The sequence below is a fragment of the Streptomyces sp. 8N114 genome, from assembly GCF_052245835.1.
In the GTDB taxonomy this organism is placed as follows: Bacteria; Actinomycetota; Actinomycetes; order Streptomycetales; family Streptomycetaceae; genus Streptomyces.
This window is the reverse complement of the sequence record NZ_JBQQBT010000030.1, coordinates 1-23664: the sequence shown is the minus strand read 5'-3', so window position 1 is coordinate 23664 and position 23664 is coordinate 1. Positions and strand designations below refer to the sequence as shown.

Below are 23664 nucleotides of genomic sequence, written 5' to 3'. Positions count from 1 at the left end.
CACTCGAAGGAGTGACAGTCGCGTGACGACCCCCTATCCCTTCACCGCCCTCGTCGGCCAGGCGGACCTCCAGCTCTCCCTGCTGCTGAACGCCGTCTCCCCCGCCATCGGCGGCGTCCTGGTACGGGGCGAGAAAGGAACGGCGAAGAGCACGGCCGTCAGAGCACTCACAGCGCTGCTGCCCGGCGTCGAGGTCGTGCCGGGCTGCCGCTTCTCCTGTGCCCCCGCCGCACCCGACCCCGCCTGCCCGGACGGCCCGCACGAGGGCGCCGGGGCTGTGGAGTCCCGCCCCGCGCGCATGGTGGAGCTGCCCGTCGGTGCCTCCGAGGACCGGCTGGTGGGCGCACTGGACATCGAGCGGGCGCTCTCGGAGGGAGTGAAGGCGTTCGAGCCGGGGCTGCTGGCGGACGCGCACCGGGGCGTGCTGTACGTGGACGAAGTCAACTTGCTCCATGACCACTTGGTCGACCTGCTGCTGGACGCCGCCGCCATGGGTGCCTCCTATGTGGAGCGAGAGGGCGTCTCCGTACGGCACGCCTCGCGGTTCCTGCTGGTCGGGACGATGAACCCGGAGGAGGGCGAGCTGCGCCCGCAGTTGCTCGACCGGTTCGGGCTGACGGTCGAGGTGGCCGCATCCCGCGAGACGGACGAGCGGGTGGAGGTCGTACGGCGGCGGCTCGCCTACGACGACGACCCGGAGGGCTTCGCGGCGCGCTGGGCGGACGACGAGCGGAAACTGCGTGAGCGGATTGCCGCAGCGCGGGAACTGCTGCCCCGGGTACGGCTCGGTGACGCGGCGCTCCGGCAGATCGCCGCGACCTGCGCGGCGTTCGAGGTGGACGGCATGCGCGCCGACCTCGTGATGGCCCGTACGGCGACGGCGATGGCCGCCTGGGCGGGGCGTACCGAGGTGGAGTCGGCGGACGTACGGCAGGCCGCGCTGCTGGCCCTCCCGCACCGTCGGCGGAGGGCGCCCTTCGACGCCCCCGGCCTCGACGAGGACAAGCTGGACCAGACGCTGGAGGAGAACAGCGGCCAGGACGAGGGCGGCCCGGACCCGGAGGGGCCGGACGACAACGGGCCCGACGACGACGGACCTGACGGCGGCCCGGAGGGCGGCGGGCTGCCGTCGCAGGGCGCTCCGCAGGACGATGCCCCGCACGAAGGTGCCCCGCACGAGCCCTTCCTCCCCGAGCAGACCGACCGGTCGGTCCCCGAAACCCCCTCCCCCGGTCAGCCCGAGCCCGACCCGCAGGCCCCCGCTGCCGCCCATCAACCCACCGCTCCCTCCGGCGAGCCGTTCAAGGCGCGCACGCTCACCGTCCCCGGGCTCGGCGAGGGCGCGGCCGGGCGGCGCTCGCGGGCCCGCACGGCGCACGGCCGTACGACAGGGGCGCGCCGCCCGCAGGGGGCGCTGGGCAGGCTGCATCTGGCGGCGACGGTGCAGGCGGCGGCTCCGTACCAGCACGCGCGTGGCCGTCGCGGCAGTGGCCTGGTGGTGCGCAGGGACGATCTGCGGGAGGCCGTGCGGGAGGGCCGCGAGGGCAATCTGGTGCTGTTCGTGGTGGACGCCTCCGGTTCCATGGCGGCGCGGCAGCGGATGAGTGCCGTCAAGGGCGCGGTGCTGTCGCTGCTGCTGGACGCCTATCAACGGCGGGACAAGGTCGGCATGGTGACCTTCCGGCGCGGCGAGGCGGAGGTGGTGCTGCCGCCCACCTCGTCGGTGGACGCGGCGGCGGCCCGGCTGGAGTCGCTGCCGACCGGGGGGCGTACTCCGCTGGCGGCGGGGCTGTTGCGGGCACGCGAGGTGCTGCGGGTCGAGCGGCTGCGGGACCCGGCGCGGCGGCCGCTGCTGGTCACCGTCACGGACGGGCGCGCCACCGGCGGCGCGGAGCCGCTGGTACGGGCCCGGCAGGCGGCGCGGCTGCTGGCGGCGGACGGTGCCGCTTCGGTGGTCGTGGACTGCGAGGCGGGGCACGTGCGGCTCGGGCTGGCCCGCGAGCTGGCCGCCGAGCTGGGCGGCAGCGCCGTCACGCTGGACGAGCTGCGCGCCGACGCCGTCACCGAACTCGTCCGGCGGACAACGGACTCACACAACTCGCGCGCTGCACAGCAGGCAGCCGGGCAGGCAGGGAGGGCGGCGTAATGCCGAAGGGACAGCCGAGCGTCGTACCGCAGGACGGTCTCACCACTCGTCAGCGGCGCAACAGGCCGCTGGTTGCGGTCCATACGGGTATCGGCAAGGGCAAGTCGACGGCCGCGTTCGGGCTGGCGCTGCGCGCGTGGAACCAGGGCTGGCCGATCGGGGTGTTCCAGTTCGTCAAGTCCGCCAAGTGGAAGGTCGGCGAGGAGCGCGCGCTCAAGGTGCTCGGCGACTCCGGCGAGGGCGGCAGCGTGACCTGGCACAAGATGGGCGAGGGCTGGTCGTGGATCCAGCGCAACGTCCAGGACGGTGAGCTGAGCAGCGAGGCGGCGGCCCGCGAGGGCTGGGAGCAGGTCAAGCGCGATCTTGCCGCGGAGACCTACCGGCTGCTGGTGCTGGACGAGTTCGCCTACCCGATGCACTGGGGCTGGGTGGACGTGCAGGAGGTGGTCGCCGTACTGCGGGAGAGGCCCGGTAGCCAGCATGTGGTCATCACCGGACGGAACGCACCGCAGCAGCTGATCGACGCGGCCGATCTGGTCACCGAGATGTCCAAGGTCAAGCACCCGATGGACGCGGGCCAGAAGGGACAGAAGGGCATCGAGTGGTGACGACTGCCACCGGTGCGCACGACTGGAGGGACGCCGCGTGATCCGGGTACCGCGGCTGGTGGTCGCCGCGCCGTCCTCCGGGAGCGGCAAGACGACGGTGGCGACGGGGCTGATGGCCGCCTTCGCCGACCGCGGGCTGACCGTCTCCCCGCACAAGGTCGGCCCCGACTACATCGATCCCGGCTACCACGCGCTGGCGACCGGCCGTCCGGGCCGCAATCTGGACGCGTATCTGTGCGGTCCCGAGCGGATCGCACCGCTGCTGGGCCACGCCGCACAGGGGGCGGATCTCGCGGTGGTCGAGGGCGTGATGGGGCTGTACGACGGTGCTGCCGGGCAGGGCGAGCTGGCGTCGACCGCACACGTCGCCAAGCTGTTGCGCGCCCCGGTGGTGCTGGTGGTGGACGCCTCGTCGCAGTCGCGCTCGGTGGCCGCGCTCGTGCACGGTTTCGCCTCCTGGGACCCTCAGGTGCGGGTCGCAGGCGTGGTCCTCAACAAGGTGGGCTCCGACCGCCACGAGGAGTTGCTGCGCGAGGCGCTGGACGGCTCGGGGGTGCCGGTGCTGGGCGCGCTGCGCCGTACGAAGGTGGTGCGGGCGCCCTCCCGGCATCTGGGTCTGGTGCCGGTGGCCGAACGGCGCGCGGAGGCCGTGGAGTCGGTGGCGGCGCTGGCGGAACGGGTGCGCGAGGGGTGCGACCTGGAGGCGCTGCTGGCGCTGGCGCGGCAGGCTCCGCCGCTGCCGGAGGAGTTGTGGGACCCGGCCGCCGAGGTGGGTGCGGAGCCGGTGGCCCGGGCGCCGCGGGTGGCGCTGGCCGGCGGTGAGGCGTTCACCTTCTCGTACGCCGAGCACGCGGAGCTGTTGCGGGCTGCGGGCGCGGAGGTCGTCGGATTCGACCCACTGCGGGACGAGGCGCTGCCGCACGGCACGGCGGGGCTCGTGATCGGCGGCGGCTTTCCGGAGGTATACGCTCCGGAGTTGGCCGAAAATCGACCCCTGCGGCAGCAGATCGCGGCCTTCGAAGGGCCGGTCGCGGCCGAGTGCGCCGGGCTGCTGTATCTGGCCCGGGAGTTGGACGGCAAGCCGATGTGCGGCGTGCTCGACGCGCACGGGCGGATGGCGGAGCGGCTGACGCTGGGCTACCGCGAGGCGGTGGCCGTCGCGGACAGCGTGCTCGCCGAGACGGGCACCCGGGTGCGGGGACACGAGTTCCACCGCACGGAACTGCTGCCGGGCGCGGGGCAGGTACCCGCCTGGGGACTGGTGCGGCCCGAGCGGCGCCCGGACGGGTTCGTCCAGGGCAATGTGCACGCCTCCTATCTGCATGTGCACTGGGCGGCGGCGCCGCGGATGGCGGCCCGGTTCGTGGCCCGCTGCGCGGCACGGTGGGAAACGGGAAACGGAGCCGGGGGCCAAGCGGGCGACGGAGCGGGGAACGCAGCATGAGCCCGTTCGGCGCCGGCACGGGGCCGGGACCCCGCCTGGTCACCGTCGGCGTGGGCACCTGCGCCGGTGTGACGTCCGAAGAGGTGCTGGATCTGGTGCGGAGCGTGCTGACCGCCGCGGGGCTCGCAGAAGGCGAAGCGGCGGCGCTGGCGACCGTCCAGGCGCGGGCCGAGGAGCCGGGACTGCTGACGGCGGCACGGAAGCTGGGCCTGCCGCTGATCGCCTACGACGCACGGACACTGGCCCGCGTACGGGTGCCGCACCCCTCGGACTTCGCCCGTACGGCAATCGGCACGCCCTCCGTCGCCGAGGCGGCGGCGCTGCTGGCCTGCGGCGGAGGCAGCCAGGGAGGCAGCGGATCGGCCGTGCGGGGAGGGGCGCCGATGCTGCTGGTGCCGAAGACCAAGGCGCGAGCGACGGCCGGGGCTCCGGTGCGCGTCACCGCCGCCGTGGCCGCCGTCGTCGTGCCGGGGGCCGTGGCCGCCGTCGCCGTGCCGGGGAGAGAGCCGTGAGCGCAGACGGAACCGCCCTGGGCGACGCCCTGCGGCACCATGGGGACGCGGAAGTACGGGGCGCCGGAAGCGGGTTGACCGATCTCGCCGTCAACGTCCGTACCGGCACTCCCCCGGCGTGGCTGCGGGAGCGGCTGGCGGCCTCGCTGACGACGCTGGCCGCCTACCCGGACAGCACTCCGGCGCGCAGTGCGGTGGCCGAGCGGCACGGGCTGCCGGAGGACCAGGTGCTGCTGACTGCGGGCGCGGCAGAGGCGTTCGTCCTGCTCGCACGGGCCCTCTCCGCGCGCCGACCGGTCGTGGTGCACCCGCAGTTCACCGAACCGGAGGCCGCGCTGCGGGATGCGGGGCACCGGGTGGAGCGGGTACTGCTGCGGCCCAGGAACGGCTTCCGGCTGGAGACGGATTCCGTACCGCCCGAGGCAGACCTGGTGGTGGTGGGCAACCCCACCAACCCGACCTCCGTGCTGCACCCCGCAGCGGCCCTGGCCGGGCTCGCCCGTGCGGGGCGCACGCTGGTCGTAGACGAGGCGTTCGTGGACGCGGTACCGGACGAGCGGGAGTCGCTGGTCCCGCTGTTGGGGCAACTGCCCGGACGGACGGTCGTACTGCGCAGCCTCACCAAGACCTGGGGGCTGGCCGGACTGCGCGTCGGCTATGTGCTGAGCGATCCTGAGACGGTGCGTGCACTGGCACACCAGCAGCCGCTGTGGCCCGTCTCGGCCCCGGCGCTGGTGGCGGCCCAGGCGTGCAGCAGGCCGGAGGCACTGGCCGAAGCCCAGCAGGCGGCCCGGCAGTTCGCGGCGGACCGCGGCTATCTGCGGGACCGGCTGGCGCCGCTGCGCGCGGCCGGTCTGCGCGAGGCGACGCCCACGCCGGAGGGACCCTTCCTGCTGGTGGAGCACCCGCACGCGGCGACGCTGCGCGAGCGCCTGCGCGAACTTGGCTTCGCCGTACGGCGCGGGGACACCTTCCCCGGGCTCGGCCAGAAGTGGCTCCGGATGGCGGTACGGGACCGGGCGACGACCGACCGGTTCATGGAAGCCCTGCACAAGGCACTGGAGACGCTGGACGTTACGGGCGAGAACTGAGCGGAACCGCCGCTCCTTGCCCCAGAAGGAGGACTGGATGACTGCCGCCCTGCTGAACCACAGCACCGTGCTGACCGACCATGTCTTCGCCGTACCACTGGACCACTCCCGTCCGGACGGCGAACAGATCGAGGTGTTCGCGCGTGAGGTGGTCGCGGCCGGCCGGGAGGGCGCGGAGCTGCCATGGCTGCTGTTCCTCCAGGGCGGGCCCGGAAGCGGTTCACCCCGCCCGATCGGACAGGACGCCTGGCTCGGCGTCGCGCTGCGCCACTACCGGGTGCTGCTCCTCGACCAGCGCGGCACCGGCCGCTCCACGCCCGCCAACCGGCAGTCCCTCGAGGCGCGCGGCACAGCGGCACAACAGGCCGCGTATCTGGCGCACTTCCGCGCGGACGCGATCGTGCGTGACGCGGAGCTCGTACGCAGGCGGCTGCTGGGCGAGGGCACACAGTGGTCGACGCTGGGGCAGAGCTTCGGCGGCTTCTGCACGCTGACCTATCTCTCGTTCGCGCCCGAGGGCATCCGGGAGGCGTTCGTAACGGGCGGACTGCCGGGACTGCGCACCCGGGTGGAGGACATCTACCGCACGGCCTACCCCCGGGTCGCCCGCAAGAACGCGGCACACTATGCGCGCTGTCCGCAGGACGTGGCGACGGTGCAGCAGATCGCCGAACACCTCGCGGAGCACAGGGTGCGGCTGCCGGACGGGAGCCCGCTGACGGTGGAGCGGTTCCAGTACCTCGGCATGCTGTTGGGGCAGGGCGCGGGCTCCCAGAAGCTGCACTATCTGCTGGAGAGCCCATGGATCCGGTCAGCTGCCGGGCCGGAGCTCTCGGACACCTTCCTGGAGGGCGTACGGGCGCAGGTCTCGCTGGCGTCCAACCCGCTCTTCGCCGCGCTGCTGGAACCGATCTACGCACAGCGCTCGGTCAGCACCGAGGGCACCCGGTGGGCAGCGCAACGGTTGCGGGGCGAGTTCCCGGAGTTCGACGCGGAGCAAGCGCTGGAGGCGGGCCGACCGGTGCTGTTCACCGGCGAGATGATCTACCCCTCGATGTTCGACCTCGACCCGGCGCTGGTGCCGCTCCGCGAAGCGGCGCATCTGCTGGCCGAACGGGGCGACTGGCCCGACCTGTACGACACGGAACGACTGGCCGGCAACGAGGTACCGGTCTACGCGGCCGTCTACGACGACGACATGTATGTCGACCGCGACCACTCACTCGCCACCGCACACACGGTGCCCCGTATCCGCACCTGGGTCACCGGTGAGTGGGAGCACGACGCCCTGCGCGTCAGCGACGGCCAGGTGCTGGAGCACCTCTTCGCGATGGCACGCGGCGAGGTGTGAGGAACCCTGGTGACCGGTCAACACGTCGGCTTCAGCCGCGCTCCCGGCGCGCCGAGCGCCACTGCCGTACGGCGCTCTCCACGTCGAAGGGGACGAGGCGATGGGGTGGGCCCTCCAGGGGGTGGCGGATGGCCTCGTCGATCTTCGCGTTGATCTCCGTCAGGATCGAGTGCACCTCGGCCTCGGACCGCGCCTTGGCCGCGCGGTCCCGGGCTTCCTGTGCCTCCTTGCGGAGCGCGAGGGAGGGCGGCAGGTAGGAGAGGTTCTCGTCGCGCATCTTGCGCTCGACCCACCACTGTTCGGTGTACGGCTTGTCGAGGCCGGGGAGCGGTTTCCCGGCGCCGGGGAGGTCTGCGAATTCGCCGCGCTCCTCGGCCTCACGGATCTGCCGGTCCGCCCAGCTCTCGAAGCTGACTCCTGGGGGCTTGCGTTCGGTCACGGCACGTCCTCCGTGCGGTGTGCGGGCACGTCGCACGTCCCATCGTCACATGCCGCTCCGCCGTGCGGTCCGGGTGCGCCGGATCCGGCCGCCACCACCTGCACGGGTCCGCCCGCCGCCGCGTACGCCTGCTCCAGCGCCTGGGTGAACACCTCGGCGGGCTGGCCGCCGGAGACACCGAAGCGGCGGTCCAGCACGAAGAACGGCACTCCGGTGGCGCCGAGGGCTGCCGCCTCGCGCTCGTCGCTGCGTACGTCCGCGGCGTAGGCGTCCTCGTCGGCCAGGACGCGGCGTACCTCCGCCTCGTCCAGCCCGGCGCCGGTGGCGACGGAGACGACGGTCTCCGGGTCGCCGAGGGGCAGCAGCTCGGCGAAGTTGGCACGGTAGAGGGCGTCCAGCAGCGCGGTGTGCACGGCCGGGCCCTGCCGCTTGGCGTGGTGCAGCAGTCGGTGCAGTGCGAAGGTGGAGCCGTTCATCAGTCGGCCGGACGCGTAGCCGAGACCCTCGCCGTGCGCGGTCTCGGCAACCCGTGCCTCGGCGGCCTCGGCCTGCTCGGGCGTCAGACCGTACTTGTCCGCCAGGAGCCTGGTGACCGGCAGCCCGGTCGGCGCGCCCGCATCCGGATCGAGCTCGAAGGAGCGGTGGACCACCTCCACCTCGTCCCGGTGGGCGAAGGCCGCCAGGCCCTTCTCGAAGCGGGCCTTGCCTATGTAGCACCAGGGGCAGGCGATGTCCGACCAGATCTCTACGCGCATGTCCGGTCGAACCGCTGCCGCGCACCGGCTATTCCCCGTCGGCCGGCGTGCCCGTGACGCCGCGCACCGTTCCCTTGACGCCGGGTGTCCCGGCCGTCCCGTGCGCCGTCTCCACCACGCCTCGGGCGACGCCGAGTTCGACGGCGTCCTGGGGGCGCAGCCGCAGCTCCTCGGCGGTCTGCGGCACCTGCTCGGAGCCGCGCTTGAGGATCGCGGCGGCCAGCTCGGGGGCGATGACGGAGAAGTAGCTGTCCGGGGTGACCCACAGCCTGCCGGGAGCTGCCATCGCGAGGGCGCCGCCCGAGCCGCCCTCGCCGATCAGCAGCGAGGTGACCGGCACGGTGGCCTCCGCGACGGCGGCGAACACCTCGGAAATGGCGGGCCCCGCACCGCTGCGCTCGTCCTCCGGCCCGTTGGCGGCACCGGGCGTGTCGATCAGGGTCAGGACGGGGATGTGCAGCCGCCCGGCCATCCGGATGAGCCGCGCGACGGTGCGGTAGCCGGCCGGCCGGGTCGGGGTGCCGCACTGTGCCGCGTAGGCGACCGTACGTCCGTCGTGCAGCCCGAACCCGCACAGCACGCCCTCGTCGGCGCCCGAGCAGCGGTCGCCGCTGATCTCCTGGCGGTCCGCGAAGTAGGCGTCCAGGTAGGCGGCGGCGCGCGGTCGGCCCGCGGCGCGGGCGCGCGCGACGGCTTCCGTACCGCTGTCGGGCAGCCGGCCGCAGGCGGTCGGACCGGGCAGCGCGTACGGCACCGGTGCGGGCGCCGGCCTGGCTCGACCGGTGCCCGGCCCGGCAAGCAGGGCGAGCCAGCGGGCGAGGGTGGTCGGGAGTTCCGCTTCCGGCACGATCCGGTCGAGGTGGCCGGCCGCGTGCTGGGCCTCCACGGTGTACGCGGCGGGGTCGGCGCCGCGGGGCCGTACGCGCGAGCCGGCGAACGCGGCCTGGGCGCCGGGCAGGGCGAGCACCACATCGGCGCCCGCGGCGAGGGTGGCCCAGCCGCCGCCGGTCGTCGGGTCGCGGACGACCGCGAGCTGCGGCAGTCCGGCAGCACGGGTCAGCGCGGTCTGCCGGGCCACGCGCTGGAGCTGTACGAGGGCGCGCATGCCCTCCTGCATCCGGCTGCCTCCGGTGGCCACCAGCGTCACGAGAGGCAGCCGCCCCGCGCGTGCCCGGACGTGGGCCGCCTCGATGCGGTCGCCCGTGCGCTCCCCCAGCGAGCCGCCGAGGTAGCCGAACTCGAAGCAGAGCAGTACGGCCTCGACGCCGCCGAGCCGGCCCGTGCCGTACACCACGGATTCGTGCTCCCCCGTACGCTGCTGCGCCCTCGCGCGCATCTCGTCGTATCCGGGCCAGCCCAACGGCCCGTCCGCCGCGGGGCGGCCCTCCGGGCCCCTCGGGGGGTGAAGCTCCGTAAAATCCCCCGCCACCTGGGCGAGCAGCGAACGCGCGGTGATCCTCATGCATCCAGGCTGCGCTACGGAGGCTGCCATGCGCACCAGTGCGTGCCCAGGAACGCTTGCGTACCCAGCACGGGGGCTGCGCTTGCCCACCCTGCGCCCCTGGCGCAGACTGCCCAAGCTTGCGGGGTACCAAGTAAGGGGCGCAAGGAACTGCGCGACCAGCCACAACACAACCCGCAGCCTGCGAAGCACAGACAGGGGCACCCCCTCCCCAGCAGGTCAGCGCACCACGCGGCCCCGCAGTACGACATGGCTCGGCGCTTCCAGCACGCGAACATCGGCACGCGGATCGGCCTCGTAGACAACGAGGTCCGCGGGGGCGCCCTCGGCCAGGCCGGGCCGACCAAGCCACCCGCGGGCACCCCAGGTGCCCGCGGAGAGCGCGTCCAGCACCGGTATCCCCGCCTTGACCAGTTCGCCGATCTCCTGGCCGACGAGTCCGTGTGCGAGGGAGCCGCCCGCATCGGTACCGGTGAAGACGGGGATGCCCGCCTCCCAGGCGGCCCGCACGGTGTCGTAGCGGCGGGCGTGCAGCTCGCGCATATGCGCTGCCCAGCGCGGGAACTTGGCCTCGCCGCCCGCGGCGAGGTCCGGGAAGGTGGCGATGTTGACCAGGGTGGGCACGATGGCGACGCCGCGCTCGGCGAAGAGCGGAATGGTCTCCTCGGTCAGCCCGGTGGCGTGCTCGATGCAGTCGATACCCGCCTCCACCAGGTCCTGCAGCGACTCCTCCGCGAAGCAGTGCGCGGTGACGCGGGCGCCCTCCTCGTGGGCCGCCGCGATGGCTTCCTCGACCGCCCAGCGGGGCCAGCAGGAGCTCAGATCGCCCTTGTCGCGGTCGATCCAGTCGCCGACGAGCTTGACCCAGCCGTCGCCGCGCCGTGCCTCACGGCGTACGTACGCGGTCAGGTCGCCGGGCTCGATCTCGTGGGCGTAGTTACGGATGTAGCGGCGTGTACGGGCGATATGGCGGCCGGCCCGGATGATGCGGGGCAGATCGTCCCGGTGGTCGATCCAGCGGGTGTCGGAGGCCGACCCGGCGTCGCGCAGCAGCAGAGCGCCCGCTTCCCGGTCGGTGAGCGCCTGCTTCTCGCTGGTCGAGTCGTCGACGGGGCCGTGCGCATCCAGTCCGACATGGCAGTGCGCGTCCACCAGGCCCGGCAGCACCCAGCCGGTCAGCACGGCGGGCTCGGCACCGCCGCGGGGCCCGGACGGCCGCTCGTAGGTGACGTGTCCGTCCACCACCCACAGCTCGTCCCGTACCTCCTCGGGCCCGACCAGCACCCGCCCCTTGATATACAGACTCGCGCACTCGCTCATGCCCGCACTGTACGAGTGCCCGCCATGGCGGCGTCCAGGGCGCATCCCCGGGCCGGCGGACCTGCGGACGGCTGCCGCGTGAACATTGCCGGGACCGAAAGCGAAGAAAGAGATCCACGAAAAGGCAGACAGGCCCTAAGCTCCGGCTTTACGATGCAATCCAGACCGCATTTCCGGTACAGGTGCCCGTATTCTTCTGCCCGCTCTTCGCCAGCTCAAACGCTAAGATTTCGTTAGCTTCATCGCAGCTTCAGCGGACTAATCACCGGCAGATCTCGCGGACGTTATCGGACTGTGACGCACCCAACAAGTCGCCTGCTATACCGGGACATATCCCCTTAAGCAGGGGCGCAACACGGCGATCCAGCGCGCCCGCTCGCCCGCGCGCGATAACACAGGACCATCCCTTCGCGTAACCCCTCACCCCCGTGCAGTTTCGGATTCTGCTGGGTAAGTTGAATTCACATGACCGCCGCACAAGCAGACCATGCACGTGCCCATAGAGGATTTCTCGAAATGCCGGAGGGACTGAAGCTCGACACACCCCGTGTGGACGACGGAGCCGCGATCTGGCGCATCGCCCGCGACTCGAAGACCCTCGACCTGAACTCCTCGTACAGCTACCTGCTGTGGTGCCGCGACTTCGCCGCCACCTCGGTCGTCGCCCGCAACGACGCCGGCGAGCCGGTCGGCTTCATCACCGGCTACGTACGACCCGAGCAGTCGCGCACCCTCCTCGTCTGGCAGGTCGCCGTGGACGAGGCCGCCCGCGGTCGCGGACTCGCCGCCGCGATGCTGGACGGACTGACGCTCCGCGTTGCCGAGGAGTACGGCATCGACACCGTCGAGACCACGGTCACCCCGGACAACACCCCCTCCAACCGGCTGTTCACCTCCTACGCGCAGCGCCATTCGGCCGCGGTCGCGCAGGACGTGCTGTTCGACGCCGCTCTCTTCCCGGAGGACGGCCACTTGCCGGAAGTGCTGTACCGGATCGGCCCGGTCGTGTTTCCCGGCGCATCGAAGCGCTGACGTATACGGCCGCACACCTGCGGGTAGGCACCGTCGCCGACCGCCCATCCGCCCATAACCAGACTTTCTTCTCACGCGACTCACTCCCTGGAGCAAGCTGTGACCATCACCCAGCCGGACCTCAGCGTCTTCGAAACCGTGGAGTCGGAGGTTCGCAGCTACTGCCGTGGCTGGCCGACCATCTTCGACCGGGCGCAGGGCGCGCACATGTACGACGAGGACGGCCACACCTACCTCGACTTCTTCGCCGGAGCAGGCACTCTCAACTACGGCCACAACAACCCCGTGCTCAAACGCGCCCTGCTGGACTACCTCGAGCGCGACGGCGTGGTGCACGGACTGGACATGTCCACCAGCGCGAAGCGCTCGTTCCTGGAGACGTTCCAGGAACTGGTCCTCAAGCCCCGCGACATGAACCACAAGGTGATGTTCCCGGGGCCGACCGGCACCAACGCCGTTGAAGCGGCGCTGAAGCTGGCCCGTAAGGTCAAGGGCCGCGAGTCGATCGTCTCGTTCACCAACGCCTTCCACGGCATGTCGCTGGGCTCGCTCGCCGTCACCGGCAACGCCTTCAAGCGCGCCGGCGCCGGCATCCCGCTGGTGCACGGCACCCCGATGCCGTTCGACGACTACCTCAACGGCACCACCGAGGACTTCGTCTGGTTCGAGCGGCTGCTGGAGGACCAGGGCTCCGGTCTCAACAAGCCCGCGGCCGTCATCGTCGAGACGGTGCAGGGCGAGGGCGGCATCAACGTCGCCCGCGCCGAGTGGCTGCGCGCCCTCGCCGACCTGTGCGAGCGGCACGACATGCTGCTGATCGTCGACGACATCCAGATGGGCTGCGGCCGCACCGGCGCCTTCTTCTCCTTCGAGGAGGCGGGCATCAAGCCGGACATCATCACGCTGTCGAAGTCCATCGGCGGCTACGGGATGCCGCTGGCGCTCACCCTGTTCAAGCCGGAGCTGGACATCTGGGAGCCGGGCGAGCACAACGGCACCTTCCGCGGCAACAACCCGGCCTTCGTCACCGCGACCGCGGCGCTCCAGACCTACTGGGCCGACGGTCAGATGGAGAAGCAGACGGTCTCCCGCGGTGAGCAGGTCGAGGCCGTGCTCAAGGCGATCGCCGAGGAGCACTCCGAGGAGGTCGCCGACCACCGCGGCCGTGGCCTGGTGTGGGGCCTGGAGTTCCACAACAAGAGCCGCGCCACCGCCATCGCCCGGCGCGCCTTCGAGCTGGGGCTGCTCATCGAGACCTCGGGTCCGGAGAGCGAGGTCGTCAAACTGCTGCCCTCGCTGACCATCACCCCCGAGGAACTGGACGAGGGGCTGCGCATCCTGGCGCGGGCTGTCCGCGAGACCGTCTGACCCGAACAACATGGCCCGTCCCGGCTTTTCCCGCCGGGACGGGCCATGTCCGTAATGAGCAAGGGCCGTGATGGCCACAGTTGGAACGGACTTCGTCCGAAATGGACAACAAAAAGCCCCTTCCATAAGGAACACAGAGAAAGGCACCATCGCACCGTGATCGTTCGTTCCTTCAAGGACATCGAGAACACCGACCGACACGTCAAGGCGGCGTCGGGCACCTGGGAGAGCAAGCGCATCGTTCTCGCTAAGGAGAAGGTGGGCTTCTCCCTGCACGAAACGGTCCTCTACGCGGGCACCGAGACCTCGATGTGGTACGCCAACCACATAGAGGCCGTGCTGTGCGTCGAGGGCGAGGCGGAACTGACCAACGACGAGACCGGCGAGAAGCACTGGATCACTCCCGGCACGATGTATCTGCTCGACGGGCACGAGAAGCACACGATGCGCCCGAAGACCGACTTCCGGTGCGTGTGCGTCTTCAACCCGCCGGTCACCGGCCGCGAGGATCACGACGAGAACGGCGTCTATCCGCTGCTCACCGAGCCCGACGACGACTGAGCCGAAGGCTGAGCGGCGACGCGCCGCAGCACCGCCGCGCCGAAGCGTCGACGTGCTGACACGCTGAGGCAGCAAGCCCTTCGTGACTGGGGACCGTTCGCCGGTCCACTTCGGCCGTCCCGGCCGTTTCGCCAACTGAACAGGGCCGTACGAGAGGAGAGGAAGGCACATCCATGACCACCGCACCCGAGCGCACCGCCGACCTGTACCCGACTCGCGGAACCACCGAGGTGGCCATCCCGCGGATGGACCCCGTCGTGTGGTCCGAACCGGGTACGCCGGGGCCCATCGAGGCCGCGGATCTGGCGGGCTTCGAGCGGGACGGGTTCCTCGCCATCGACCAGCTCATCGGACCGGACGAGGTCGATGTGCTGCGCGCGGAACTGGAACGGCTCACCTCGGCTCCGGAGATGCGTGCCGACGAACGCTCGATCGTCGAGCCGAAGTCGCAGGAGATCCGGTCCGTGTTCGAGGTGCACAAGATCAGCGAGGTCTTCGCACGGCTGGTGCGCGACCCGCGCATCGTGGGCAGGGCACGGCAGATCCTGGGCTCGGACGTCTATGTCCACCAGTCCCGGATCAACGTCAAGCCGGGCTTCGGCGCCACGGGGTTCTACTGGCATTCAGACTTCGAGACCTGGCACGCGGAGGACGGTCTGCCCCGGATGCGGACCGTGTCGGTCTCGATCGCGCTGACGGAGAACTACCACACCAACGGCGGCTTGATGATCATGCCGGGGTCGCACAAGACCTTCCTCGGCTGCGCAGGCGCGACGCCGAAGGACAACTACAAGAAGTCGCTGCAGATGCAGGACGCAGGGACCCCGACCGACGAGTCCCTGACCAAGTTCGCCGAAGCACACGGCATCAAGCTGTTCACCGGAAAGCCGGGCTCGGCAACCTGGTTCGACTGCAACTGCATGCACGGAAGCGGTGACAACATCACTCCGTTCCCGCGGAGCAACGTGTTCATCGTCTTCAACAGCGTCGAGAACCAGGCGGAGGAACCCTTCGCCGCGCCGGTCCGCCGCCCCGAGTTCATCGGAGCGCGGGACTTCACGCCTGTGAAGTGACCCTGCCGGTGACCTGCTGATGCGGGGGCGGGCGCACACAGTCCCGCCCCCGTGTCGTACGTGCTCAGCCCGCCAGCAGGTTGAGCAGCCGGTCCACGTCCTCCTCGGTGTTGTAGAGGTGGAAGGCCGCACGCAGATTGCCTTCCCGGTCCGACACCGCCACCCCGGCCGCCGCCAGCCTGCCCACGGCATGCCCCAGACCGGGCACCGCGACGATCGCCGAGTCCCCCGGCACCGGTTCGTACCCGCGGCCCAGCCCCGCGATCCCCTTGCGGAACCGTGCGGCAAGCGCCCTGTCGTGCGCCCCGACCGCCTCCGGCCCGCCCAGCTCCTCGACCAGTTCGAGGGAGCGCACGGCACCCAGATACGGCAGGAACCCCACCGACTCCTGATACGCCCGCGCATCCGGAGCGAGCCGTGCGATGGGGCCGTAGCAGTCGTCCCAGGGCGAGGCCCCCGCCACCCATCCCGCATGCAGCGGCAGCAGCGCCCGTTCCCGCTGCGCCTCGGGCGAGACGACCAGGAACGAGACACCGCGCGGGCACAGCAGCCACTTGAACGCGGCGCACACCACGTAGTCGTAGTCGTCGGCGCTGAAGGGCAGCCAGCCCGCCGCCTGCGTCGCATCGAGCAGGACCCGCGCACCGGCGGCACGGGCGGCGGCCCGGACGGCGGGCAGATCGGCGATCCGGCCGTCCGCCGACTGCACGGCGCTGAGGGCCACCAGCGTGGTGGAGGGTTCCACCGCCGCCGGGAGCTGGCCGAGGGGCACGGTGCGCAGGGTGATGTCGTCGCGCACCGTGAACGGGTTGACCACGGAGCTGAAGTCGCCCTCCGGCGCCAGGACTTCGGCACCGGAGGGGAGGGAGGCGGCAATCAGTCCGGTGTGCGTGGCCACCGCGCTGCCCGCCGCCACCCGGGCCGTGGACGTGCCGGCGATCCGCGCGAACGCCGCGCGTGCCTTGTCGACCTCCGCGTAGTAGGCCGCCTGGTCGATGCGGCCTACGGACATCCCGGTGACGGCCTCGGTGATCTCCGCTGCCGCGCGGGCGGGGAGCAGGCCGTGGGAGGCGGTGTTGAAGTAGGTGACCTCGGGCTTGAACTCGGCGGCGAGCACGCGTTGATCCATCACGCCAGTGTCGCGGGGCGGCTGCCACCGGTCCACCGGGTTACGTCACCCCCGGATGCCGTCCACCCTGCGCGGCAGACCCAGCGGGTTGCCGTCCCGCAGCTCGGGCGGGAGCAGGGCCTCCGGCGTGTCCTGGAAGGCGACCGGCCGCAGCCAGCGCTCGATGGCGGTGGCCCCCACGGAGGTGGAGGTCGACGTGGTGGCCGGGTACGGCCCCCCGTGATGCTGGGCCGGAGCGACGGCGACCCCGGTGGGCCACCCGTTCACCAGCACCCTCCCCGCGACCGCGGTGAGCCGCGCGACCAGCGAGGCCGCGCCCTCGTCGCCCGCCGCCTCGCCCGCACCGAGGTGCACGGTGGCGGTGAGGCTGCCGGGTACCCGCGCCAGCACGGCTTCGGCCTCCGCCTCGTCCGCGTACCGGACGGCGACGGTCACCGGGCCGAAGCACTCCTCCAGCAACAGCTCGTGCTCCTCGCCCAGTTCACCGGCCGCGACGGTGAACACCCCGGGGCGCACGGTCCGCTCGTCGTCGCCGGCCCCGGCGACGACCGGCGCCTCGACCCGTTGCAGCGCCGCCCGTGCGGTGACGCCCGCCAGGAACGCGTCCCGCATCCGGTCGTCCAGCAGATGGCCGGGGGCCGTGCCGCGCAGGGTCTCGGAAAGTTTGTCGAGCATCCGGTCGCCGTCCTGGCCCTCCGGGACGAGGACGAGGCCGGGCTTCACGCAGAACTGGCCGGTGCCCAGGGTCATGGAGCCGCCGAGTCCCTCGCCGATCTGCTCGGCGCGCTCGGCGACGGCCTCGCGCGTGATCACCACCGGGTTGAGGGAGCCGAGCTCACCGTGGAACGGGATGGGCCGGGGCCGGGCGGCAGCCGCGTCGAAGAGGGCGCGGCCGCCCTTGACCGAGCCGGTGAACCCGGCTGCCGACACCAGCGGGTGCCGCACCAGTTCGACGCCCGCCTCGAATCCGTACACGACGGAGACGACATCCTCGGGCACTCCCGAGTCCACGGCGGCGGCCCGCAGCGCGGCTCCGCACAGCGCTGAGGTGGCGGGGTGGTCGGGGTGCGCCTTGACCACGACGGGGCAGCCGGCGGCGAGCGCGCTGGCGGTGTCGCCGCCGGGAACGGAGAAGGCCAGCGGGAAGTTGGAGGCGGCGTAGACGGCGACGACGCCGATCGGCAGCTTGTAGCGGCGCAGATCGGGGCGGGGCGGGGTGAGCGTGGGGTCGGCGTGGTCGATGACGATGTCGAGGTAGCCGCCGTCCTCGATCTCGTCGGCGAAGGCCCGCAGCTGTCCTGTCGTACGGGCGAGTTCGCCGGTCAGCCGGGGGGTGCCCAGGGCGCTCTCGGCGTCGGCTGTCGCCACGATCCGCTCGCCGTCGGCTTCGAGGCGCTTCGCGGCGGCGCGCAGGAAGGCCGCGCGGACCACGCGGTCGGCGAGTGCGGGAAGCGCCTCGTGCGCGGCCCGTACGGCGCTGTCCACGTCGGCCGCCGTGGCCTCGTCGGCGACCTGTTCCCGCTGCTTTCCGGTACGGGGGTCGACGCTCCACACTGGTACTGCTGCTGCCACCGGGGTCCTCCTGGTCCTGCGGATCTGCTCTCCTGCAGGCGTCCCGCACGGCCCTCTCGGCCTGCGGAGCCGTCTTGTTCGGTATGCTGAACAATATCCCTGTAGGTGAATTCCTTTGGGACTGTAGGTCTGCGCGAACAGAGGGGTCAAGGTCGATGTCGGGTACCGAGGCGGGGGGTTCGCAGGTCAAGTCGGCCGTGCGGACGGTGGAGCTGCTGGAGTTCTTCGCGGGGCGGCCCGGGATGCATACGCTGGCCGCCGTCCAGGAGGCGGTCGGCTATCCCAAGTCGAGCCTCTACATGCTGCTGCGCACACTGGTCGATCTCGGCTGGGTGGAGACGGACGCCACCGGCACCCGGTACGGGATCGGGGTGCGGGCGCTGCTGGTGGGGACGTCGTACATCGACGGTGACGAGGTGGTGGCCGCGGCCAAGCCCACTTTGGACCGGCTCTCGGACGACACCACGGAGACCATCCACCTGGCGCGGCTGGACGGCACCAACGTCGTCTACCTCGCCACCCGCCAGTCGCAGCACTATCTGCGCCCGTTCACCCGCGTCGGGCGGCGGCTGCCCGCGCACTCGACCTCGCTGGGCAAGGCGCTGCTGGCGACGTACTCGGACGAGCAGGTGCGCACAATGCTGCCCGAGACGCTGGCCCAGCTCACCGAGCACACCCTCACCGACCGGGAGCAGCTGATCGAGGAGCTGCAACTGGTGCGCGAGCAGGGGTACGCCGTGGACCGCGAGGAGAACACGCTGGGGCTGCGCTGCTTCGGCGTCGCCGTCCCGTACCGCACCCCGGCCCGGGACGCCATCAGCTGCTCGGTGCCGGTGGCCCGGCTGACGCCCGCACACGAGCAGATGATCAAGGACGCGCTGTTCGACGCGCGGGACCGGCTGATGCACGCCACGCGCACGCTCTGACCCTCCGCCGCACGGCGGCATCTCCCCCCTCCCTGAGGGCGGAAGCCTCCGCCGCGCGGCGGAGGTGGTTCGTCGCAGGGCAGGACGTCCGTACCCGGGTGCGGCCGGGAGCGTGTTCTCCATGGAGAGAACGAGAAAGATCCTCGCGCCGCTCACCGTGGCCGCCTGCCTGCCCTACCTCACCTTGAAGGTGCTCTGGCTCTCGGGGAGCCACATCGGCATCCCCGAGGGCAGCCGCCTGCTCGACGGCGGCGCCACGCTGTGGATCGTCAACGCGCTGACCGTCGCCATGGACGGTGCCGTCATCCTGCTGGTGCTGACCCTCACCCGTCCCTGGGGACGACGGGTCCCCGGCCCGCTGCTGGCCCTGCCCATGTGGATCGCCTGCGGCCTGCTCGGCCCGATCGTGGTCGCCTTCCCGCTGCAGACCGTGTACACGGTACTGACGGGAGATTCGGCCGCCGGCGGGGGCGGTGACGGTGGAGCCGACGAGCTGCTGGACAGCTGGGTGTGGACGCTCGTCTACACCGGCTTCCTGGCGCAGGCCATCACCTTGAGCGTGCTGTCCGTGCTGTATGTGCGTGACCGCTGGGGCCCGTTGCTGCGCTCACCGCTCCACCCCCGGGCGGACGGCACGGGGGCCGCGGCGAGATGGGGGCTCGCCGGAGCGTCGCTCGTGGTGCTGCCCGCTCTGGTGGCACACACGCTGTGGGCTGCCGGCTCGGAGGCCGGCTTGACCGCGGAGCACTCCGGCAACGCCAGCCGGATCACGGACGCCACATTCGTGCTGTACGTGGTCATCGCCTTCGTCGGAGTCGGACGGCTGCTGCCCCGGGGCAGCCGGAAGGGGCACTCGGATGCACGGCTGTGGCCGACGCTTACCGCGGCCTGGGTCGGTTCGGGAGTGCTCGCGTGCTGGGGCGGCTGGCTGCTCATGGGGGCGCTCTCCAGCGGATCGCTGGGCGAGAATGCAACCGCCACGATGTTGCTCGCCTACGCTTGCCAGGCACTCGCCGGGCTGCTTCTCGCGGCGCTGGGCGCGCAGCAACTGCGCCGCCGGGCGCGAGTGCCGGCGTCCCGCCCTGTGCCCGGTGCGGCAGTGCGGCAGAACGCCTGAGCAGGTACACACAGCGGGGGGACGGCATGACAGAACGGCTGCCGGGCCGCGGCAGGGTGCGGACCCTGGCGCTGCGCTGGGTGCATCTGCTCCAGGGCGGTGCGCTGCTGATGCCGTTCTACCTGCTGGTGAATGTCGGTATCGGCGTCGTACGTCCCGACATGTCCCAGTTCCTCAACACCCGGCCCGGCCCGCAGTTCCTGGCGTACGGGCTCTCCCTCCCGCTGGTCGCGGCTGCCGGGCTGATCCCGGTGCTGCGGGCGCTGGAGTCCGCCGCAGCCCGCACCCTGTGCGAACTGCCCGGCGGCACGCTCGCCCTGGGACCCGCCGACTCGTGGGCGGCCCGGCGCCGCTCTGCGGTCTGGTTCACGCTGCACGTGGGCCTCGGCGGGCTGCTGAGCGGGGCTTCGCTGGCGGTACCGCCGATGGCCGTCGTCCTGCTGGCCTTCCCGCTCTTCCCGGCCCTGCGCGGCAAGCACTGGGCCTGGCCGTGGGACCACGCGGGCAGCGCACTGTGGACGGCCCCGGTGGCCGGATTCGCGCTGCTGGCGGCCTTGGTGGCGGCCGTGTACGGAGCCGGGGCGCTGCTGGCGCGCTGTGCGCCCGTGCTGCTGGGCCCTACGCCTGCCGACCGGCTCGCCGCCGCCGAGCGCCGCGCCGCCGACCTGGCGGTCCGCAACCGGCTGGCGCGCGAGCTGCACGACTCGGTCGGGCACGCGCTCAGCGCGGTCTCGCTCCAGGCGGGCGCCGCACGCCGGGTGCTGGACGGCGACCCGGAGTTCGTACGGCAAGCGCTGGCCGCGATCGAGGAGACCAGCCGGGACGCCGTTGCGGAGCTGGACGCGGTGCTCGGAGTGCTGCGGGAGGGGGAGAGCGCCCCGGCGACCGGCCCCAGCCTGGCGGCAGACCTGGACGCCCTGGTCGCCCGCACCCGCGCCACCGGCACCGAGGTCCGGCTGCGGGTGGACGAAGCGCTCGGCCCGCTCGCACTGCTGGACGCTCAGGTGTCCGCCGAGTCCTTCCGCGTGGTGCAGGAAGGGCTGAGCAACGCGCTGCGGCACGCGCCCGGCGCCGCCGTGGACGTCCGGCTGGAGCGGCAACGCTCCCCGCAGGGCGAGCTGCTCGCGGTCACGGTCGAGAACGCGGCGAGCGGGGCAGCAGTCACCCGGGCCTCGGGCGGGCGGGGCCTCGCCGGGATCGCCGAACGTGCCGCGCTGCTGGGCGGCACCGCACGAGCGGGCGGCGAGGACGGCGTATGGCGGCTGACGGCCCGCCTGCCGCTGGCCCCGGCAGAACGAGAGGCCAGCAGGCCGCAAAGAGCGGTACGGGAAAGCACGAGACAGGAGAGCACCCCATGACAGCGGCGCCCTTGCGGGTCCTTCTCGCGGACGACGAGCGCATGGTCCGTACGGCACTGCGCGCGATCCTGGCGAGCGAGCCCGGGATCGAGCTGGTGGGCGAGGCGGCGGACGGCGACGAGGCGGTCTCCGCGGTACGCGAGCTGCGCCCGGACGTGGTGCTGATGGATGTCCGCATGCCGCGTGTCGACGGCATCCGCGCCACGGAGCATCTGGTGCGGACGATGGGCGAGGAGGCGCCGCGCATCCTGATCCTGACCACATTCGAGAACGACAGCTATGTCTACGACGCGCTGCGGGCCGGCGCGCACGGATTCCTGCTGAAGCGTGCGACGGCCGAGGATCTGATCGCCGGTGTCCGGCTGGTGACGCGCGGCGAGTCGCTGCTGTTCCCCGCCGCCGTCCGCGCCCTGGCCGCCCATCACGCGCGGGACCGCCGCGCCGAGACGCTCACCGCGCGGCTCACCGACCGGGAGGCAGCGGTTCTGCGGCTGATGGCCCAGGGGCTGACCAATGCGGAGATCGCCAAGCAGCTCGCCGTCAGCATGGCGACCGCGAAGACGCACGTCGCCGGCGTGCTGGCCAAGCTGGGCGCCCGGGACCGCACCCAGGCGGTCATCCTGGCGTACGAGAACGGTGTCGTCACCCCGGGCTGAGCGGGCCGTCGTCCGGGCGGGAAGCCGTCACCGGGTGCGGAGCCGTCACCGGGCAGGGAGATGAAAATGTCCTGAGAAGTCCCTCCGGCGGGAACCCGCGCCGACACCGGCCGCGTTCTCATGCGGGATGAACAGGACGATCAGGCGTGCGGGCACCGTCACGCTGCTGCTGGTGATGGCACTGCTGCTGCGGCTCACCTGGATGCAGCTGGCGGACGGCCAAGCCCTCGCGGACAGCGAACAGAACCCACGGAACACGATCGAGCAGTACGCGCAGCCGTTCGGGGACATCTACGTGGGCGGCGAGCCGGTCACCGGCTCCGAACGCTCCAAGGACGGCGGTGATCTGCGCTATCAGCGCACCTACACCGACGGCCCGCTCCACGCGCCCGTCACGGGCTTCGCCTCGCAGGTGCGGGGTGCGACCCAGCTCGAGGGCATCTATCAGGACGTGCTCGACGGCACCGACGACCGGCTCAAGAACCCGCTGGACCTGCTGACCGGGAAGCAGGCCAAGCCGGGCAACGTCCTCACCACCATCGACCCGCGCGTGCAGCGCGCCGGGTTCGACGCGCTGGGCGACAAGAAGGGCGCAGCGGTGGCGATCGACCCGGACAGCGGCGAGATCCTCGGCGCCGTCAGCACTCCCTCGTTCGACCCCTCGACGATCAGCGGCAGCGGCGCGGACGACGCCGCTGCCTGGAAGAAGCTGACGGCGCGCAGCGGCAGCGAGAAGACCGACGACCAGCCCACGCTGAACCGCGCGCTGCGCCAGGCCGTGCCGCCGGGCTCGACGTTCAAGCTGGTGGTGGCCGCGGCGGCGCTGGAGGACGGGCGGTACTCGTCGGTGGACGAGCCGACCGACAGCCCCGACCCGTACACCCTCAAGGGCACCTCCACGGTCCTGGAGAACGAGAACAGGTCGGCGCCCTGCGAGAACGCCTCCTTGCGGACGGCGCTGCGCTACTCGTGCAACAACGTCTTCGCCAAGCTGGCGACCGACCTGGGCGCCGGGAAGCTCCGCGAGCAGGCCGAGAAGTTCGGCTTCAACGACAAGAAGCAGGACGTACCCGTCCGCGCCGCCAAGAGCAACTTCCCCGCCAAGATGGACGAGGCGCAGACCGGACTGTCCGGCATCGGGCAGTTCGACGTCACCGCGACACCGCTCCAGATGGCGATGGTCTCGCAGGCCATCGCACACGACGGCGAGCTCGTCGACCCGCACATGGTCTCCCGGGTGCAGGACGCGAGCGGACACACCCTCCAGTCGTACGAGGACCCCGGCTCGCACCGCGTGATGAGCGAGCGCACCGCCCAACAGCTGCGATCCGCGATGGAGACGGTGGTGGACAAGGGCACCGGCAGCAACGCGAAGATCGACGGCATCACGGTGGGCGGCAAGACCGGAACGGCCCAGCACGGCGTCGACAACAGCGGTACGCCGTACGCCTGGTTCACCTCCTACGGCGAGACGGACTCCGGCAAGAAGGTCGCCGTCGCAGTCGTGGTGGAGGACTCGGACGCGGCCCGCGCCGAGGTCAGCGGCAACGGGCTGGCGGCCCCCATCGCCAAGAAGATGATGGAGGCGGCGCTGCGGTGAGGCTGCCGCCGGGCTTGGGCTTGTCCGGCGGAACTTGCCGCGTCCCTCCCGTGTGCCGGCTAGGGGGTGCCCCTGCCCGACGCCCGCAGGCTGCGGGCACGTTGTGGCTGGTGGGGGCACCTCCCGGCCGGAGTCCCCCAGCCC

At 72.0% G+C, this 23664-nt stretch carries 21 protein-coding genes; 15 read left to right on the top strand and 6 right to left on the bottom strand.

Features of this window, described 5'->3' with window-relative positions; all coding sequences use genetic code 11:
* Positions 1-22 precede the first annotated feature (22 nt).
* Genes ACTWQF_RS33135 through ACTWQF_RS33110 form a run of 6 tightly spaced genes read left to right on the top strand, consistent with a single transcriptional unit; the run spans position 23 to position 7152 of the window.
* Positions 23-2146: a putative cobaltochelatase gene (locus tag ACTWQF_RS33135; RefSeq protein WP_443283447.1), complete on the top strand. Its 2124-nt coding sequence runs from the start codon at positions 23-25 to the stop codon at positions 2144-2146.
* Positions 2146-2754 carry a cob(I)yrinic acid a,c-diamide adenosyltransferase gene (cobO, locus tag ACTWQF_RS33130; RefSeq protein ID WP_443283446.1) on the top strand — a complete coding sequence of 203 codons (609 nt, stop codon included), beginning with the start codon at positions 2146-2148 and terminating at the stop codon, positions 2752-2754. Before ACTWQF_RS33135 ends, cobO begins: the two co-directional genes overlap by 1 nt.
* A gap of 37 nt (positions 2755-2791) precedes the next feature.
* Complete coding sequence (locus ACTWQF_RS33125; protein ID WP_443283445.1) at positions 2792-4198, top strand: cobyrinate a,c-diamide synthase; 1407 nt, start codon at positions 2792-2794, stop codon at positions 4196-4198.
* Positions 4195-4710 (top strand): cobalamin biosynthesis protein, encoded by a 516-nt coding sequence (locus ACTWQF_RS33120; RefSeq protein ID WP_443283444.1) that lies wholly within the window; start codon positions 4195-4197, stop codon positions 4708-4710. Before ACTWQF_RS33125 ends, ACTWQF_RS33120 begins: the two co-directional genes overlap by 4 nt.
* Positions 4707-5801, top strand: a complete 1095-nt coding sequence (gene cobC / locus ACTWQF_RS33115; RefSeq protein ID WP_443283443.1) for an Rv2231c family pyridoxal phosphate-dependent protein CobC — start codon at positions 4707-4709, stop codon at positions 5799-5801. The genes ACTWQF_RS33120 and cobC overlap by 4 nt, the downstream gene beginning before the upstream one ends.
* 37 nt (positions 5802-5838) lie before the next feature.
* Positions 5839-7152: an alpha/beta fold hydrolase gene (locus ACTWQF_RS33110; RefSeq protein ID WP_443283442.1), complete on the top strand. Its 1314-nt coding sequence runs from the start codon at positions 5839-5841 to the stop codon at positions 7150-7152.
* 31 nt (positions 7153-7183) lie between these two features.
* Here the strand turns inward: ACTWQF_RS33110 and ACTWQF_RS33105 are convergent, their stop codons facing one another.
* From ACTWQF_RS33105 to ACTWQF_RS33090, 4 genes are all read right to left on the bottom strand, one after another.
* Entirely contained in the window at positions 7184-7591 is a 408-nt protein-coding gene (locus tag ACTWQF_RS33105; protein ID WP_443283441.1) for a J-domain-containing protein, read from the bottom strand.
* Positions 7588-8346, bottom strand: a complete 759-nt coding sequence (locus ACTWQF_RS33100; protein WP_443283440.1) for a DsbA family oxidoreductase — start codon at positions 8344-8346, stop codon at positions 7588-7590. The genes ACTWQF_RS33105 and ACTWQF_RS33100 overlap by 4 nt, the downstream gene beginning before the upstream one ends.
* Positions 8347-8374: 28 nt before the next feature.
* Complete coding sequence (locus ACTWQF_RS33095; protein WP_443283439.1) at positions 8375-9808, bottom strand: carboxyl transferase domain-containing protein; 1434 nt, start codon at positions 9806-9808, stop codon at positions 8375-8377.
* Positions 9809-10027: 219 nt separating this feature from the next.
* A complete protein-coding gene (locus tag ACTWQF_RS33090) occupies positions 10028-11128 on the bottom strand; it encodes an amidohydrolase family protein (RefSeq protein ID WP_443283438.1) in 1101 nt (366 codons plus the stop codon).
* Positions 11129-11644: 516 nt separating this feature from the next.
* On the opposite strand from ACTWQF_RS33090, the gene ectA reads away from it, so the two are divergent.
* The 4 genes from ectA to thpD all read left to right on the top strand — a co-directional run bounded on the left by ectA (position 11645) and on the right by thpD (position 15162).
* The gene (gene ectA, locus ACTWQF_RS33085) at positions 11645-12160 is read left to right on the top strand and encodes a diaminobutyrate acetyltransferase (protein WP_443283437.1); all 516 of its coding nucleotides are present in this window, start codon (positions 11645-11647) and stop codon (positions 12158-12160) included.
* Between the two features lie 99 nt (positions 12161-12259).
* Positions 12260-13528 (top strand): diaminobutyrate--2-oxoglutarate transaminase, encoded by a 1269-nt coding sequence (gene ectB, locus ACTWQF_RS33080; RefSeq protein WP_443283436.1) that lies wholly within the window; start codon positions 12260-12262, stop codon positions 13526-13528.
* A 156-nt stretch (positions 13529-13684) separates the two neighbouring features.
* A complete protein-coding gene (locus ACTWQF_RS33075) occupies positions 13685-14089 on the top strand; it encodes an ectoine synthase (protein WP_443246666.1) in 405 nt (134 codons plus the stop codon).
* Positions 14090-14262: 173 nt separating this feature from the next.
* Positions 14263-15162 (top strand): ectoine hydroxylase, encoded by a 900-nt coding sequence (gene thpD, locus ACTWQF_RS33070; protein ID WP_443283435.1) that lies wholly within the window; start codon positions 14263-14265, stop codon positions 15160-15162.
* 64 nt (positions 15163-15226) lie between these two features.
* On the opposite strand, the gene ACTWQF_RS33065 is transcribed toward thpD, so the two are convergent.
* The gene (locus ACTWQF_RS33065; RefSeq protein ID WP_443283434.1) at positions 15227-16291 is read right to left on the bottom strand and encodes an aminotransferase class V-fold PLP-dependent enzyme; all 1065 of its coding nucleotides are present in this window, start codon (positions 16289-16291) and stop codon (positions 15227-15229) included.
* A gap of 45 nt (positions 16292-16336) precedes the next feature.
* Entirely contained in the window at positions 16337-17845 is a 1509-nt protein-coding gene (locus ACTWQF_RS33060) for an aldehyde dehydrogenase (NADP(+)) (RefSeq protein ID WP_443283495.1), read from the bottom strand.
* Positions 17846-18018: 173 nt separating this feature from the next.
* Between ACTWQF_RS33060 and ACTWQF_RS33055 the strand changes: the two genes are divergently transcribed.
* The 5 genes from ACTWQF_RS33055 (at position 18019) to ACTWQF_RS33035 (ending at position 23520) form a co-directional block, all read left to right on the top strand.
* Entirely contained in the window at positions 18019-18789 is a 771-nt protein-coding gene (locus ACTWQF_RS33055; protein ID WP_443246663.1) for an IclR family transcriptional regulator, read from the top strand.
* A 121-nt stretch (positions 18790-18910) separates the two neighbouring features.
* Complete coding sequence (locus ACTWQF_RS33050) at positions 18911-19906, top strand: hypothetical protein (protein ID WP_443283433.1); 996 nt, start codon at positions 18911-18913, stop codon at positions 19904-19906.
* Positions 19907-19932: 26 nt separating this feature from the next.
* Entirely contained in the window at positions 19933-21264 is a 1332-nt protein-coding gene (locus ACTWQF_RS33045) for a sensor histidine kinase (protein WP_443283432.1), read from the top strand.
* The gene (locus ACTWQF_RS33040) at positions 21261-21920 is read left to right on the top strand and encodes a response regulator (RefSeq protein WP_443283431.1); all 660 of its coding nucleotides are present in this window, start codon (positions 21261-21263) and stop codon (positions 21918-21920) included. The genes ACTWQF_RS33045 and ACTWQF_RS33040 overlap by 4 nt, the downstream gene beginning before the upstream one ends.
* 127 nt (positions 21921-22047) lie before the next feature.
* Entirely contained in the window at positions 22048-23520 is a 1473-nt protein-coding gene (locus tag ACTWQF_RS33035; protein WP_443283430.1) for a peptidoglycan D,D-transpeptidase FtsI family protein, read from the top strand.
* The last annotated feature ends 144 nt before the right edge of the window (positions 23521-23664 follow it).